Raw genomic sequence first — 15,402 nt, 5'->3', positions numbered from 1 at the left:
CATGGGCTTGAGGGTTTCCACGGCGGTCTTCGTCGCCGCGATGCTGGCGACGCCGGCCTTGGCGCAGAACGCCCCCACGCAGGGCCAGACGGCGGCGGGCGCCCTGAACCCCGGCGCCGAATCGGCGCCGCCGGCGCCCACGGCCGAACCGCAGTTCCAACTGGCGGACGGCATCGTCGCCACGGTGAACGACGCCATCATCACCGGCTTCGACGTGCGCCAGCGGATGCTGATGCTGATCGCCATGACCCAGGTCCAGCCGACGCAGGAGAACCTGCCCGCGATCCAGCAGCAGGCCCTGAACGCTCTGGTCGACGAGCGGCTGCGCGCCGCCGAGATCGCCCGTTTCGACAGCCTGGTCATTTCGGACGAGGACGTCGATCGGGAACTGGCCGACATGGCCCAGCAGGTCGGGACCACGGCCGAGAACTACATCGAATATCTGTCGGAGGCGGGGATTCGCCCCTCGACCCTGCGCGAACAGATGCGGGTCGATATCGGCTGGCGCGAACTGGTGGGCGGCCGTTTCGCATCGCGGGCCCGCGTGGGTCAGGCCCAGATCGATCAGGCCCTGCGCCAGGCCAACGAGGCCGCCAGCAAGCCCCAGTATCTGGTCGGGGAGATCTTCATCGAGGCCGCCCGCGTGGGCGGTCAGCAGGCGGCCATGACCGGCGCCCAGCAGTTGGTCAACCAGATGGTTCAGGGCGCGCCCTTCCAGGCCGTGGCGCGTCAGTTCTCCTCGGCCCCCTCCGCGGCCCAGGGCGGCGACGCCGGCTGGCTGGTCCAGGGCACGATCAACCCCCAGCTCCAGACCGCGATCGAGGCGCTTGAGGTCGGGCAGCTGTCCAATCCCATTCCGGTCGAGGGCGGGGTCTACATCATCTATCTGCGCGACAAGCGCACCGGCCTGGCGACCAATCTGGTTTCGTTGAAACAGGTGATGATCGAACTGCCTGAAACCGCGACCGAGGCCGAGGTCGAGGCCGCATCGGCCCGCCTGACCGCCCTTCAGCCGCAACTGACCTGCGACACCATCCTGACCCGCGCCCGTTCCGAATCCGGCCTGCTGGGCACGGATCTGGGCGAGGCCGACGTCCAGAACCTGGCGCCCCAGTTCCAGCAGATCGCCCGTTCCGGAGAGATCGGCTCCGTCTCCGGTCCCGTCCGCACCCCCCTGGGCCTGCACCTGATCGCCGTCTGCGGCCGCCGCATCGGCGGGCCGGAAGCGCCGACGCGCCAGGAGATCGAGTTCAGGCTGCGCAGCGCCAACCTGTCCATGCTGGCGCGCCGCTATATGCGCGATCTGCGCGCCGACGCCCTGATCGAGACCAAGTGATGAAGGCGGCCGTCGCGCCGCCGACCGCTCCCCTGGCCCTCAGCCTGGGCGACCCGGCCGGCGTCGGGCCCGAGATCGCCGCCGCCGCCTGGCGCGCCTTACGTGATGGCGGTCCGGCCTTCGCTGTCGTGGGCGACGCCGATCTGATGCGGGCCCGAGACTGCGCGGTCGCCGAAGTCACGGCCGCCGCCGACGCCGCCTCCGTCTTCGGGCGCGCCCTGCCGGTCCTGCATCGGCCCCTGCGCGCGGCCGTCACGCCCGGCCGACCCGACCCCGCCAACGCCTCGGTCGTCGCGGACTGGATCGAGGAGGCCGTGTCCCTGGCCCTGTCGGGCGAGGCGGGCGGCGTCGTCACCTGCCCCATCGCCAAGGCGCCCATGTACGCCTCGGGCTTCCGCTTTCCGGGCCACACCGAATTCATCGCCGAGCTGACCGCCGATGCGCCCTTCGCGGGGGTGCGGGGTCCGGTGATGATGCTGACGGCCCGCGACCTGCGCGCCTGCCTGGTCACCATCCACGTCGCCTTCGACCAGGTCCCCGAACTGCTCACGGTCGAGCGCCTGACGCGCACGGCCCAGGTGGTGGACGACGCCCTGCGCCGCGACTTCGCCATCGCCCGCCCGCGCCTGGCCCTGGCCGCCCTGAACCCCCACGCCGGCGAGGGCGGCGCCCTGGGGATGCAGGAGATCGAGATCCTTGGCCCCACCGCCGCCCGCCTGCGCGAGATGGGGCTGGACATCACCGATCCGCGCCCGGCCGACACCCTGTTCCATGACGAGGCGCGGCGGACCTATGACGCGGCCCTCTGCCTGTATCACGACCAGGCCCTGATCCCGGTCAAGACGCTGGACTTCTGGGGCGGGGTCAACGCCACCCTGGGCCTGCCCGTCGTCCGCACCTCGCCAGACCACGGCACCGGCTTCGACATCGCCGGCCAGGGCCTCGCCCGGCCCGACAGCCTGATCGCCGCCCTGCGCCTGGCCGCCGACATGGCCCAGAGCCGGGCCCAAAGCCGCGCCCGATGACACAGCCGACCCTGCGCGAAACCCTGGACGCCCACGGCCTGTCGGCCAAAAAGAGCTTCGGCCAGCATTTCCTGCTGGACCTGAACGTCACCCGCAAGATCGTGCGCCTGGCCGGGCCGTTCGAAGGCCGCGCCGTCATCGAGGTCGGCCCCGGCCCCGGCGGCCTGACCCGCGCCCTGCTGGAAAGCGACGCGGGCCGGGTCGTGCTGGTGGAGAAAGACCCCCGCTTCGTCCCCCTGCTGTCCGAACTGGACGACGGCTCGGGCCGGCTGTCCATCATCCAGGACGACGCCCTGCGGGTGAAGGAGGCCGCCCTTGTCGATGGGCCGGCCCATCTGGTCTCCAACCTGCCCTACAACGTCGGCACCGCCCTGCTGATCAAATGGCTAACGGGGCCATGGACGCCCCACGCCCTGACCCTGATGTTCCAGAAGGAGGTGGCCGAACGCATCGTGGCCGCGCCGGGCGAGGACGCTTATGGCCGCCTGGCCGTCATCGCCCAGGCCGTGTGCGAGGCGCGGCTGGTCATGCACCTGCCCGCCGCCGCCTTCACCCCGCCCCCGAAGGTCGCCTCGGCCGTCGTCCATCTGGTCCCCCGTCCCGACCGCCCCGCGCCCGAGAGGCTGAAACGGCTTGAGCGGGTCACCGCCGCCGCCTTCGGCCAGCGCCGCAAGATGCTGCGCTCCAGCCTGAAGCCGCTGGGCGGCGGCGCCCTGTGCGAACGCGCCGGCATCGCGCCGGACGCCCGGGCCGAGACCATCGACCTCAATGGCTTCCTGCGCCTGGCCGACGCTCTCGACCAACCCGCGCGCTGACGCGATCAAGGGCGCCCGCGGCCTGTGGCGCGCGGGGCTGAAGGCCCTCAGACCACCTCGTTCAGCAGCGCCTGGCGATAGGCCGCCACCCACAGGTTCCGCGACCGGCGGCTGCGTTCGGCGTGATAGATGTGGGCCAGCTCGGCATAGGACCGGTCGAAGTCCTCGTTCACCAGCACATAGTCGAAGTCGTCACAGCGTTCGATCTCGCCCTTGGCGTTGGCCACGCGGCGCTCGATCACGTCGTCCGCGTCCTGCGACCGGGTCACCAGGCGGCGACGCAGCTCTTCCAGGCTGGGCGGCAGGATGAAGACCCGCACCGCGTCCCCTGGACATCTGGCGGCGATGTCGCGCGCGCCCTGCCAGTCGATGTCGAACAGAACGTCGCGCCCTTCCGCCAGGGCCCGGTCGATCGGCGCGCGCGGGCTGCCGTACAGATTGCCGTGCACATCCGCCCATTCCAGGAAGGCGTCCTCGGCGATCAGCCGCTCGAACTGCGCCCGCTCGACGAAATTATAGTCGCGGCCCGCCACCTCGCCGGGCCGGATGTCACGCGTGGTCATGGACACCGACAGCTCCAGCGCCGCGTGGTCGGCCATCAGTCGGCGACACAGGCTGGTCTTGCCCGCGCCCGACGGGCTGGCCACGATCAGCAGGACGCCCCGGCGGGGCGTGCGTTCATTCGACATTCTGCACCTGTTCACGCAACTGTTCGATCACCGCCTTCAGGTCCAGCCCCGTCGCGGTCAGGGCGGTGGTAGCCGATTTGGAGCAGAGGGTGTTCGCCTCGCGCATGAATTCCTGCATCAGGAAATCCAGTTTCCGCCCGGCGGGCGGTTGCTGCAACAGGGTGCGGGCGCTGGCGACGTGGGCCGTCAGCCGGTCCAGCTCCTCGCGCACATCGGCCTTGGCCGCCAGGGCCGCCGCCTCCAGATAAATCCGCTCCTCCAGCCCCGGCGCGTCGGGCGCCAATTCGGCCATGCGGCGGCTGAACCGTTCGCGGATCGCCTCCACCTGGGCGCCCGCCTCGCGCTCGGCGTCGGCGACCAGCGCCTCGATCCGGTCGATGAAGCCGCCGATCACCGGGGCCAGCTGCGCGCCTTCCCGTTCCCGCGAAGCCTTCAGCGCCTCCAGCGCCCGCTCGACGTCGGCGGCCATGGCCGCCTCCAGCGCCGCGTGCGCGGCCTCGTCCTCGGCCTCCTCCGGGATCTCCAGCACCCCGCGAAGACCCAGCAGCCCGTCCGCCGTCGCCGGCGCGGCCCCGCCCTTCACCAGGTCCTTGGCCAGCTTCAGATAGCGGTCCAGAACCTCGGCGTTGACGCTCAGGCCCGCCGCCCCCGCCTCGGCCCGCTTGGCCTGGAGCCCCACCGTCACCTGGCCGCGCGCGAACCGGGCCTGGGCCGCCGCCTTCGCGGCCGGCTCCAGCCTGTCGAACCCCGGCGGGCCGCGGAACCTGACATCCAGGTTCCGGCCGTTGACCGACCGCGCCTCGACCGACCAGCTCCAGTCGCCAGACGCCCCCTCGGCCCGGCCGAAGCCGGTCATGCCCGAGACGCCGCTCATCCGCCGCGCCCGCCGGCCCGCGCCGCCGCGGCGATGTCGTCATTGGCCGGGGTGGCGGGGCGAAGCGGCCGCGACGGGGTCACGGTTCCGGGCGCCTGCATGGTGATCACCGCCTGGCCTGACGGAGGCTCGACCGGGACGCCCGGCGCGGTCGGAACCGTCTCGGGCGTGGCCGGCGCCGGGGCCGTGGGCGGCAGGCCCGCCTTGCGCCGCTCGATGTCGCGCCAGCGCGCCACGTTCAGCAGGTGCTCCTCATAGGTGCGGGCGAAGACGTGGCCGCCCGTGCCGTCGGCGACGAAGAACAGGTCGTTGGTCTGCGGCGGATTCAGCACCGCCCTGATGGCCTCCTCGCCCGGATTGGCGATGGGCGTCGGCGGCAGGCCGTCGACCAGATAGGTGTTCCACGGCGTCTCGCGCCGCAGTTCCGACAGGCGGATGCCTCGCCCCAGCGGCCGTCCCTTGGTGATGCCATAGACGATGGTCGGGTCGCTCTCCAGCCGCATGCCGGTGCGCAGCCGGTTGCTGAACACGGACGCCACCCGGGGGCGTTCCGACGCGATCCCCGTCTCCTTCTCGACGATGGAGGCCAGGATCACCGCCTCCTCGGGCGACCGCGCCACGGTGCGCGGGCTGCGCTGGGCCCACAGGGCGGCCAGCTTTTCCTCGCCCAGGGTCTGCATGCGCCGGATCACCGAGGCGCGGCTTTCGCCCCGCATCACTTCGTATGTCTGGGGCCACAGCGAACCCTCGGGCGGCACGGGCGGCGCCTCGCCGGTCAGGACCTCGGTCCGCATAAGGATGTCGACCGCCTGGGCCGAAGACCACCCCTCGGGCAGGGTCACGAAATGGCGCACCACCCGCCCGTCGACCAGCAGGCCCAGAACCGTCTTCAACGAGGCGCGCGACGGCACCTCATACTCCCCCGCCCTCAGCCGGCGATCGGCGCCGGTCAGGGTGACGGCGGCCCGGAACATGTCGGTCGAACGGATCACCCCCGCGGCCTTCAGCCTGGCTCCGATGGCCGACACCCCTGCGCCGCTGGGCAGGGTCACGACCGTCGCCTGCCCTTCGCGCGCCGACGGCCCGGGGCCGAAATAGACGCTCCAGCCGATGGCCAGCATGGCGATCACAAACAGCATCCCCGTCGCCGAGGCGGTCAGAAGCGCCACCATCAGTCCAGATCGGGGCTTGCGCTCGACGCGGCTCACCCGGCGACCTTCTTGAAGATCACCGAGGCGTTGGTGCCGCCGAAACCGAAGCTGTTGGACATGGCCACGTCGATCTTCATCGCCTTGCCCTTGTGCGGGACCAGGTCGATCGGCGTCTCATGCTCCGGATCGTCCAGATTGATGGTCGGCGGCGCCATCTGGTCGCGGATCGCCAGGACGCAGAAGGCCGCCTCTATTGCCCCGGCGGCGCCCAGCAGGTGCCCGGTCATCGACTTGGTCGACGAAACGGCCAGATTCTTCGCGTGATCCCCGACCAGGCCCTCGATGGCCTTCAACTCGATCCAGTCGGCCATGGTCGAGGTGCCGTGGGCGTTGACGTAGTCCAGGTCCGACGGCGTCATGCCCGCGCGCTTCAACGCCATCTCCATGGCCCGGCGACCGCCCTCGCCGTCCTCCGACGGGGCGGTGATGTGATAGGCGTCGCCGGTCAGGCCATAGCCCACCACCTCGGCGTAGATTTTCGCCCCCCGCGCCTTGGCGTGCTCGTATTCCTCCAGCACCAGAATGCCCGCGCCCTCGCCCATGACGAAGCCGGCATGGCCCCGGTCATAGGGACGCGAGGCCTTCTCGGGCGTGTCGTTATAGGCGGTGCACAGCGCCTTGCAGGCCAGGAAGCCGGCGATGCCGATCGGCACGATCGACCCCTCGGCCCCGCCCGCCACCATGACGTCGGCGTCGTCCAGGGCGATCATCCGGGCTGCGTCGCCGATGGCGTGGGCGCCGGTGGCGCAGGCGGTTACCACCGAATGGTTCGGCCCCTTCAGGCCGTGGCGGATCGACACCTGTCCGGACACCAGATTGATCAGCGACATGGGGATGAAGAAGGGGCTGACCCGGCGCGGTCCCTGTTCCTTCAGCACGATGGCGGTGTCGGCGATGGGGCCCAGGCCCCCGATGCCCGAGCCGATCATCACCCCGGTGCGTTCGCGGTCATGGTCCGTCTCGGGCTTCCAGCCCGCATCGGCCAGGGCCTCGTCCGCCGCCGCTATGCCATAGACGATGAAGTCGTCGACCCGCTTGCGATCCTTGGCCGACATCACCTTTTCAGGGTCGAAGACGCCCGGCGTGTCGGGCGTGCCGCCGCCGCGACCGTCCACGCTGGGGATTTCCCCGGCGATGGTGCAGCCATAGCCTTCGGTGTCGAAATTGGTGATCGGCTTGATGCCCGACCGGCCTTCGACGATGCCCTTCCAGCTGGTTTCGACGCCCCAGCCCAGGGGGGTCAGAAGGCCGATGCCGGTGACGACGACGCGGCGCATGCGGTCGCTCCTTCAGAATCCTCAGGTGCAGAAACACTAATGGCCGCCCGGCCCGCCCGCTAGGGGCGCGCCACGGCGGCCATCAGAAGCCTTTGCGAAAAGGCGGGGCTGAAATCAGCCGCCCGACTTCTCGTTGATGAATTTCACGGCGTCGCCGACCGTCTGGATGTGCTCGGCGGCGTCATCCGGGATTTCGATGTCGAATTCTTCCTCGAAGGCCATGACCAGTTCGACGTTGTCGAGCGAATCGGCGCCCAGGTCGTCGATGAAGCTGGCCTTTTCGGTGACCTTGTCCGGATCGGCGTCCAGGTGGTCGATGACGATCTTGCGGACGCGTTCCAGGGTGTCGGACATGGGATGTCTCTGCCTTCTATGCCGCGATGGCGGCGGTTGTCTCAGTCAATGCCGTAAGGTGACGGCGCCGCTTGTGCAAGACCATAACGGGCCTCGGCGCAGGCGGTTGCGACCGCCTTTAGCACAGTCATTCCGCTGGGGAAGGCCCTAGATCATCGCCATGCCGCCGTTCACATGCAGGGTCTGGCCGGTGACATAGGCCGCCTCGTCCGACGACAGATAGACCGCCGCCGCCGCGATCTCATCGCCCGTGCCCAGCCGCCCGGCCGGGATCTTGCCCAGGATCGCCTCGCGCTGCTGGTCGTTCAGCACGTCGGTCATGGGGCTGGCGATAAAGCCCGGGGCGATGCAGTTGACCGTGATGCCGCGCGACCCGACTTCCTGGGCCAGAGACTTGGAAAAGCCGATCATCCCGGCCTTGGAGGCGGAATAGTTGGTCTGGCCCGGATTGCCCGTCACCCCGACCACCGAGGTGACGCCGATGATGCGGCCGGCGCGGCGCTTCATCATCCCCTTCACGGCGGCGCGCGACAGGCGGAAATAGCTTTCCAGATTGACCTTGATGACCTGATCGAAATCCTCGTCCTTCATCCGCATCAGAAGCCCGTCCTTGGTGATGCCCGCATTGGCCACCAGGATATCCAGCGGCGCCCCCGCCGCCTCTTCCGCCCGACCGACCAGTCCGTCCACCGATTCGGCGTCCGACAGGTTGGCCGCCGCCGCGAACGCCCGCCCGCCCAGCTCCTTGGCCAGATCGTTCAGCACCGCCTCGCGCGTGCCCGACAGCACCACGGTCGCGCCCTGGGCATGCAGCGCCCGCGCCACCGCCCCGCCGATCCCGCCCGTGGCGCCGGTCACCAGCGCGGTCTTTCCGCTAAGGTCGAACATGTCAGTCTCCGTAGTGGCGAGTGGTCAGTGGCGAGTGGCGAGTAAGGCGAAGGAGCGGCAGGGATACACTCGCCACTCGTCACTCGCCACTCGTCACTGCCTTGGCGAACGCTTCCAGGTCCTCCGGCGCGTTCAACGCCCGCGCCTCCACGTCCGGCGCGATCCGCTTGGCCATGCCGGTCAGCACCTTGCCCGATCCGACCTCGGCGAAGCGGGTCACCCCGCCCTCCCCGGCCATCCATTCCATGCTCTCGCGCCAGCGCACCCGGCCCGTGACCTGCTCGACCAGCAGGCGGCGGATGACCTCGGGATCGCTCTCCGGCCGCGCCGTCACATTGACCACCACGGGCACGGCGGGCGCCACGATCCTCGCCTCCGCCAGGGCCGCCGCCATCTCGTCCGCCGCCGGCTGCATCAGCGGACAGTGGAAAGGCGCCGAGACGTTCAGCGGTATGGCCCGCGCGCCCAGCTCCTTGGCCGCCTCGATGGCCCGGTCCACGGCCGCCTTGTCGCCCGAGATGACGATATTGCCGGCGTTGTTGTCATTGGCCACCACGCAGACCCCCGCTTCCGATCCGGCCTTCGCGGCCGCCTCGGCCAGCGCCAGGTCCGTCTTGGGCCCGATCAGGGAGGCCATGGCGCCCTTGCCCACCGGCACGGCCCGCTGCATCGCCTGGCCCCGCAGCTTCAGCAGCCGCGCCGTATCCGCCAGGCTGATCGCCCCCGCCCCGCACAGGGCCGAATATTCGCCCAGCGAATGCCCCGCCACGAACCCCGCCCGCGTCACATCCACCCCGAACTCGACCTTCAGCACCCGCATCGCGGCCGCAGAAACGGCCATCAGGGCCGGCTGGGCGTTCTCGGTCAGGGTCAGCTGATCCTCCGGCCCCTCGCGCATCAGGGCGAACAGCTTCTGGTTCAGGGCGTCATCGACCTCGGCGAAGACCTCGCGGGCGCTGGCGAAGGCGTCGGCCAGGCTCGCGCCCATGCCGACCGACTGGCTGCCCTGGCCGGGGAACAGGAAGGCGAGGGTCATGACAGGCTCCGCAGTGGCGAGTGGCGAGTGACGAGTGACGAGTGGCGAGTGATCAGATACCGGCCACCCGACTCATTCGCCAGCCGTTTAGCACACCGGAGGCGGCGTCAACGCCTCGCCACTCGCCACTCGTCACTCGCCACTGCCTTCAGAAAATCCCCGCGATCTCCTTGCCCGCCAGCACCGCGAACATCAGCGCCGCCGCCGCCAGCAGGCCGTTCGACACCCAGCCGTTGCGCCATTCCGCCGGAACCCGCCCGCTGTTCAGCAGCCAGATCAGCGTCCCCGCCAGGAAGGGCATGAACAGGCTGCCCAGCACCCCATAGGCCACGATCAGGCCGAACGGCCGGTCCAGGAACAGCAGGGCGATGGGCGGAAACGTCAGCCACAGCATATAGGCCCGCGCCGCCGGGCTTCGCGGCCCCCGCGCCGTCTCGTCCGTCCCTCGCCCCGCCATATGGGCCCAGAAGTCGGCGAACATCAGGCTGACCCCCTGCCACACCCCGATCAGGCTGGAAAAGCTGGTGGCCCAGAAGCCGATCAGGAACATCACCGACACCACCGGCCCGAACCGCGCGCTCAACACCTTGCCCAGGTCCAGCAGCCCCCGGTCCCCGCCCTGCAGCGCCACCCCGCCCGCATGCAGCAGCTCGGCCCCGACCACCAGCATGGCCACCACGAACAGGCCCGTGACCCCATAGGCGACCCTGTTGTCCAGCCGCATGGTCCCCATCCATTCGGCGCCCTTCCAGCCCTTGGCGTTCAGCCAGTAGCCATAGGCCGCCATGGTGATGGTGCCCCCCACCCCGCCGATCAGGCCCAGGGTATAGAAGACCGACCCGTCGGGCAGCGTCGGCCACAGCCCGGTCAGCAGCCGGGGCACATCCGGCGCCACGATCACCGCCAGTCCGACGACGGTGACGAACATCACCCCCACCAGGGCCGCCATCACCTTCTCGAAGACGCCATAACCGCCGAACCACACCAGCCCCAGGCCCAGCAGCCCGCTGACCACGCCCCACCCCTTCAGGCCCAGCGCCGGCCACAACGCCGCCAGGGGCAGGGCGGCGGCCGTCATCGCCGTCGCCCCATAGACGAAGCCCCAGACCCCCACATAGACGGCGAAATACAGGGTCGCCCAGTTCACCCTTGCCCCGCCGCCCGGCAGGCTCGACCATCCGTCGAACATCGTCCGCCCGCTGGCCAGGGTCCATCGCCCCACCCCCTCGGCCAGCGCCAGCTTGACCACCGCCCCCACCACGGCGGCCCACAACAGGGCGTATCCATACTTCGACCCCGCCACCAGGGTGGCGACCAGGTCGCCCGCCCCGACGCCAGTCGCGGCCACGACCAGGCCGGGGCCGATGATCGACCAGCGGCGGCGGGGGGCGGGTGTGGGTGCGTCGGTCATAAGGCCAGCCTAGCCAGGCCAATGAACGGCTCGGAGTGCAAACGCTTCAATCGCGGTAGTCTCGAACAGCATTCCGATCCAGCTGATCTGCCGGAACGAGCTTATAATGTCGCTCCTCAACAACCTTGATCTCGTCATCCTTCAACGCCAACTCGAACAAAGCAATTACACCCTCCACCATGAACTGAGCAGAGATGGCTCGGCAGCGCATGTCAGGGAATTTCTGCTCGACGAAACGTACGTCTTGAGTAGTTTGCACAACCCCGATCTGATCTTTTCCGCCCTTTGCTTGGACCGGTATCGCGTAATGACAACCGCGCTTATCAATCCCGATGTAGAGTTCATCGATCTCAATCTGACCTATGCCCTTAACAGTGGTTCGGAGATGGTTCTGAAGGCTGTAGGTCGTCAGTCCGAGGAATGTATCAATCAGTCGATTGTAGCGAACGATAGCCAGCAGTGCCTGTTCATCGTCTAGCGCGTAGGCCCTGATTAACTCTGGCGTGGCGTCGGGGATCGCGATAACGATCAAATCTTCACGCGGTCGAATGCGTGTCGCCGGAACCAGCTTGAAGCGATACCGGGAACGACCGGCGCCCTCAATGATCCACTCTCGGCCCTTGGGTTGAGTTTCTACAATCCGGTCCGGGAGCGGCGTTCGATACCTGAACGAATACGGCACGTCTCCGATATTGTCCGGCAGGGCGATCTCCAACTCAATAGCCTTGGCTTTGATGTCAGCCCTGGCAAACTCAAAAACCTCAACGCCATTTTTCCAGTGATCGAAGAAAATGCTCTCGATCAGGGCTTTGTAGCGGTTGATGGCGGGCTGCTCAGCCATTGGCGACACTCAGCCGTGACGCAGCATTTTCGATCTCGTGCTGCTTGCGTTTTCGGGCGCCGCTCTTTTTGTCTCGTTTGCCAGTTTGAGGAGACACTCCGAAATAGGCGGCTGCCTCCGACATACCCATTCGAAGCAGGCTGGTTTCTCCAAGTGCGAGCTTCTCTCGAGGTCGGACGGGATTGACGCTCATCGCCGAAATAATTTGTGCGGCGACGGCCCTTGCCAGAGGAGGAGGAACGGCGTTCCCGATCTGCCGGGCGCCGTGCCATTTGGTCTCATTAAATCGAAACCAATCTGGGAACCCGTGAAGCCGCGCCATTTCTCGAACGGTCACACATCTGGCGTGAAGGTAATGGATCGGTCGAGGACTGGTGAACGCTCCGCGGGCCGCATCAGTGCCTGCTCGCAGTGTATTACTTAGGCCGGACGGTGCGAGCTTGAAAAATCGAGAAATGGGTTCGATGTCCCCAGGCTTGGTCTCTGCAAAGCGCCGCCTTGATATGGACGAATGTTCCGTTCTGGCGCTCGCTGTGAGTTGGCGGGGATCCCATTGGCGGACATAACCAAAAGCCCAAGCGTTTCGGCCCGTACCGCGCATGAGTTTAGCGTAGGCGCTCGGAGCACCCCAAGCATCAGTCTCGATCTCATCAGTCTGTTTCAACTGGTCAAACCGCTCTGCATCAGGAATGTCGCCCAGAGCATCTACACAGGTCGGCCCCACGGGGAGATTGTCTTCACGCCGATCTGCAGCACCCGTTAGCTTGTTGGGATATGCCGGGGCTGGCATTCCCTTCCTTGCCCCAAGCAAAAACAACCTCTCTCTATGCTGTGGCACGCCGTAATTTGCAGCATCAAGCACCTTCCAAGGCTTGATGACAGTATATTCACCATCTCGCTCAAATTCCTCGATCAGTTCAGCCAAAAATGACTTATGCGGACCAACCGTTATGCCTTTGACGTTCTCAAAAACGAAATAGGATGCCTTCAGTTCACGAACAATACGCACGAATTCGGCTACGAGACGATTTCTGGGGTCGTCCAATGCTCTTTGCCCCATGAGGGAAAAACCTTGGCAGGGCGCTCCCCCGAAAACGACATCGACCGTCCGAAGGCCAATGCCCGCCCGTGCGCGTATCTCAGCGCCGGACAAGCCGACTACCGACCCGGCGATAACCTTACACTGAGGGAAATTGAACGCGTGGACGGCGCAATGGATCGGGTCGATTTCCACCGCGGCCTTCACTTCAAACCCGGCCTGCTCGAAGCCCAGGCTCATTCCGCCGGCGCCTGCAAAGAGATCGATCCCTATCGGTCGCGCCATGTCGTTAAATTCCCGTCTTTGACACACCCTAAACAGGCGACTGAGTCGCTTTGATCGAAAAAAACAGTGCGGACTGCAAGCGCCGTCAGCCGCGCGCCAAATCTTTTCGCGCTCACACCCTCCCGGCTGCCTTATAATGCCCGCCGGTCTTTCTCATCGCCGCTTCACCACCCATGCCCGGCGCACCGCCGGTTGCACGAATTGCACCCTTTGCACCCTGTTTTTTGCTGTCCCATCCGCCGCCCGCGCGCTCTGTCCAGGGCGCCGTTCGCGCCGGATTCCACCAATTGCACCCTGTTTTTCAGAGTCCAACCCGCCCTCAGCGGCCTTGCCCCGCCTGACTTTTTCCCCTATACGCGCCCGCTTTCCAGGACGTCGGTCTCTTTCGCGGAACGTCAAAGGGGCGGGATCATCCCGTTCGCCGCATCGAGAACCATCGGGATCCGGCTCACCCGGCCGCCTCTCGCCGACCTCCGCAAAGGGAGATGACGAATGGCTCTTTACGAGCACACGGTCATGTCGCGCCAGGATATCAGCGCGCAACAGGCCGAAGCCCTGAACGACACCATCAAGGGCCTGATCGAAGCCGGCGGCGGCTCGGTCGCCAAGATCGAATATTGGGGCCTGCGCAACCTGACCTATCGGGTCAAGAAGAACCGCAAGGCGCACTATTCCCTGCTGGCCGTCGACGCCCCCCCGGCCGCCATGGCCGAGGTCGAGCGTCAGCTGTCGATCAACGAGGACGTCCTGCGCTGGCTGACCGTCCGCGTCGAGGAGCTGGACCTGGAGCTGTCGCCCCTGCTGGCCCGCCGCGAGCGTGAACGCGAACGCGAGCGTGAACGCGCCCCGCGCGAAGACGCCGAAGCCGAAGCCTAAAGGACCTGGAACATGACTGACACCAACGCTCCCGTGCCGGGCGCTCCGGTCGGCTCCGGCCCGGCCCGTCGCCCCTTCTATCGTCGCCGCAAGGTGTGCCCGTTCTCGGGCGCCAATGCGCCGAAGATCGACTACAAGGACGTCAAGCTGCTGCAGCGTTACGTCTCCGAACGCGGCAAGATCGTGCCCTCGCGCATCACCGCCGTCTCCCAGAAGAAGCAGCGCGAACTGGCCCGTGCCATCAAGCGCGCCCGCTATCTGGCCCTCCTGCCTTATGTGGTGAAGTAAGATGAAGGTCGTTCTGCTTGAACGCGTCGAGAACCTCGGCGCCATCGGCGACGTCGTCTCCGTCAAGGACGGCTTCGCCCGCAACTTCCTGCTGCCGCGCGACAAGGCTCGTCGCGCCACCAGCGCCAACCTGAAGGCCTTCGAAGTCGAGCGCGCCGCCATCGAGGCCCGCAACGAGAAGAACAAGGCCGAGGCCCAGAAGGTCGCCGACAAGATCGACGGCCAGACCTACGTCATGATCCGTCAGGCCGGCGAAACCGGCCAGCTGTACGGTTCGGTCGCGGGCCGCGACGTCGCCGAGGCCGTCCAGGCCGAAGGCGGCAAGGTCGAGCGCTCTCAGGTCGTGCTGAACACCGCGATCAAGACCCTGGGCGTCCACGAAGTGCCGGTCCGCCTGCACCCCGAGGTCACCGCCAAGGTCAAGATCAACATCGCCCGCTCGGCCGAGGAAGCCGAACGTCAGGCCAAGGGCGAAGACGTCATCGCCGCGCAATTCTCCGAAGAGCGCGCCGCTGCCGAAGAAGCCGCCGCCGACATGCTGGCCGGCGGCGCCGGTCAGCAGGAGAACCTGGGCGAAGAGGCCTGATCGGCTTCATCGCACCGGCCATCTGATCCAGGGGGCGCTTCGGGAAACCGGAGCGCCCCTTCTCCTTTGCGGCCCTTGTTCCGCCATGGGCCCAGGGCCAAGCTGGCGGCGCTTCGGGAGGGAAGGTCCATGATCCGTCGTCTGTTGCTGATCCTGGCGGCCGTCTGCGCCGCCGCCGCGCCCCTGTCGGCCTCGGCCCAGTCGGCCCGCACCCTTGACGCCTTCGTCGCCGAGGCGAACCGCATCCCGATGAACGCCACCGCCGTGCTGCGCCCCAGCGCCCGACGCCTGATGGGCGAGGCCAATGACGCCTTCAAGGTCGTGGGGGACGAGATCCGCGCCGCCCGCGCCGCCGGCCGCACGCCCCCCGCCTGTCCGCCCGAGAAGATCAGCCTGAACGCCCAGCAACTGCTGGCCTTCCTGAACGCCATCCCCCAGCCGCGCCGCGCGCGGATGAGCGTGCCGGACGGCTTCCGCACCTGGATGGCCGACCGCTATCCGTGCCGCGCCTGACGCCCCGATTGATCCGCATAGGGATTCTCGGCCTGTCCCCAAGAGGCTGATTCTGTCC

Annotated in this window: 17 protein-coding genes; 7 read left to right on the top strand and 10 right to left on the bottom strand. The window is 67.7% G+C overall.

All coding sequences use genetic code 11. From position 1 onward, the window contains the following. The first annotated feature begins 1 nt into the window (after position 1). Genes KF910_RS02450 through rsmA form a run of 3 tightly spaced genes read left to right on the top strand, consistent with a single transcriptional unit; the run spans position 2 to position 3,176 of the window. Complete coding sequence (locus KF910_RS02450) at positions 2-1,336, top strand: peptidylprolyl isomerase (RefSeq protein WP_292258626.1); 1,335 nt, start codon at positions 2-4, stop codon at positions 1,334-1,336. Continuing rightward, complete coding sequence (gene pdxA / locus KF910_RS02445) at positions 1,336-2,361, top strand: 4-hydroxythreonine-4-phosphate dehydrogenase PdxA (protein WP_292258625.1); 1,026 nt, start codon at positions 1,336-1,338, stop codon at positions 2,359-2,361. The genes KF910_RS02450 and pdxA overlap by 1 nt, the downstream gene beginning before the upstream one ends. Then, the gene (gene rsmA, locus KF910_RS02440; RefSeq protein ID WP_292258624.1) at positions 2,358-3,176 is read left to right on the top strand and encodes a 16S rRNA (adenine(1518)-N(6)/adenine(1519)-N(6))-dimethyltransferase RsmA; all 819 of its coding nucleotides are present in this window, start codon (positions 2,358-2,360) and stop codon (positions 3,174-3,176) included. Before pdxA ends, rsmA begins: the two co-directional genes overlap by 4 nt. 47 nt (positions 3,177-3,223) lie before the next feature. On the opposite strand, the gene gmk is transcribed toward rsmA, so the two are convergent. The 10 genes from gmk to KF910_RS02390 all read right to left on the bottom strand — a co-directional run bounded on the left by gmk (position 3,224) and on the right by KF910_RS02390 (position 13,081). Continuing rightward, positions 3,224-3,865 carry a guanylate kinase gene (gene gmk, locus KF910_RS02435; protein WP_292258623.1) on the bottom strand — a complete coding sequence of 214 codons (642 nt, stop codon included), beginning with the start codon at positions 3,863-3,865 and terminating at the stop codon, positions 3,224-3,226. Further along, positions 3,855-4,739 (bottom strand): YicC/YloC family endoribonuclease, encoded by an 885-nt coding sequence (locus KF910_RS02430; protein WP_292258622.1) that lies wholly within the window; start codon positions 4,737-4,739, stop codon positions 3,855-3,857. The genes gmk and KF910_RS02430 overlap by 11 nt, the downstream gene beginning before the upstream one ends. After that, positions 4,736-5,911 carry an endolytic transglycosylase MltG gene (gene mltG / locus KF910_RS02425; RefSeq protein ID WP_292258867.1) on the bottom strand — a complete coding sequence of 392 codons (1,176 nt, stop codon included), beginning with the start codon at positions 5,909-5,911 and terminating at the stop codon, positions 4,736-4,738. The genes KF910_RS02430 and mltG overlap by 4 nt, the downstream gene beginning before the upstream one ends. 32 nt (positions 5,912-5,943) lie before the next feature. Beyond that, positions 5,944-7,227 carry a beta-ketoacyl-ACP synthase II gene (gene fabF, locus KF910_RS02420; protein ID WP_292258621.1) on the bottom strand — a complete coding sequence of 428 codons (1,284 nt, stop codon included), beginning with the start codon at positions 7,225-7,227 and terminating at the stop codon, positions 5,944-5,946. 114 nt (positions 7,228-7,341) lie between these two features. Continuing rightward, positions 7,342-7,581, bottom strand: a complete 240-nt coding sequence (locus tag KF910_RS02415) for an acyl carrier protein (RefSeq protein ID WP_292258620.1) — start codon at positions 7,579-7,581, stop codon at positions 7,342-7,344. 147 nt (positions 7,582-7,728) lie between these two features. Continuing rightward, positions 7,729-8,469, bottom strand: coding sequence for a 3-oxoacyl-[acyl-carrier-protein] reductase (gene fabG, locus KF910_RS02410; RefSeq protein WP_292258619.1), 741 nt, complete (start codon positions 8,467-8,469; stop codon positions 7,729-7,731). 79 nt (positions 8,470-8,548) lie between these two features. Continuing rightward, entirely contained in the window at positions 8,549-9,505 is a 957-nt protein-coding gene (gene fabD / locus KF910_RS02405) for an ACP S-malonyltransferase (RefSeq protein ID WP_292258618.1), read from the bottom strand. 148 nt (positions 9,506-9,653) lie between these two features. Further along, on the bottom strand, positions 9,654-10,916 hold the full coding sequence (locus tag KF910_RS02400) for an Nramp family divalent metal transporter (protein WP_292258617.1): 1,263 nt from the start codon (positions 10,914-10,916) through the stop codon (positions 9,654-9,656). Between the two features lie 46 nt (positions 10,917-10,962). Beyond that, on the bottom strand, positions 10,963-11,757 hold the full coding sequence (locus tag KF910_RS02395) for a hypothetical protein (protein ID WP_292258616.1): 795 nt from the start codon (positions 11,755-11,757) through the stop codon (positions 10,963-10,965). Beyond that, a complete protein-coding gene (locus KF910_RS02390; RefSeq protein ID WP_292258615.1) occupies positions 11,750-13,081 on the bottom strand; it encodes a DNA cytosine methyltransferase in 1,332 nt (443 codons plus the stop codon). The genes KF910_RS02395 and KF910_RS02390 overlap by 8 nt, the downstream gene beginning before the upstream one ends. A gap of 492 nt (positions 13,082-13,573) precedes the next feature. Between KF910_RS02390 and rpsF the strand changes: the two genes are divergently transcribed. The 4 genes from rpsF (at position 13,574) to KF910_RS02370 (ending at position 15,344) form a co-directional block, all read left to right on the top strand. Continuing rightward, on the top strand, positions 13,574-13,957 hold the full coding sequence (gene rpsF / locus KF910_RS02385) for a 30S ribosomal protein S6 (RefSeq protein WP_292258614.1): 384 nt from the start codon (positions 13,574-13,576) through the stop codon (positions 13,955-13,957). Between the two features lie 12 nt (positions 13,958-13,969). Further along, positions 13,970-14,245: a 30S ribosomal protein S18 gene (gene rpsR, locus KF910_RS02380; RefSeq protein ID WP_292258613.1), complete on the top strand. Its 276-nt coding sequence runs from the start codon at positions 13,970-13,972 to the stop codon at positions 14,243-14,245. Between the two features lies 1 nt (position 14,246). After that, positions 14,247-14,831 (top strand): 50S ribosomal protein L9, encoded by a 585-nt coding sequence (gene rplI, locus KF910_RS02375; RefSeq protein WP_292258612.1) that lies wholly within the window; start codon positions 14,247-14,249, stop codon positions 14,829-14,831. 129 nt (positions 14,832-14,960) lie between these two features. Then, positions 14,961-15,344, top strand: a complete 384-nt coding sequence (locus KF910_RS02370) for a hypothetical protein (protein WP_292258611.1) — start codon at positions 14,961-14,963, stop codon at positions 15,342-15,344. Positions 15,345-15,402 lie beyond the last annotated feature (58 nt).

Origin of the sequence: Brevundimonas sp. (assembly GCF_019636155.1) — a bacterium.
Classification (GTDB): domain Bacteria; phylum Pseudomonadota; class Alphaproteobacteria; order Caulobacterales; family Caulobacteraceae; genus Brevundimonas.
The sequence above is the reverse complement of the archived record's forward strand: the minus strand, read 5'-3'. Positions and strand labels throughout refer to the sequence as shown.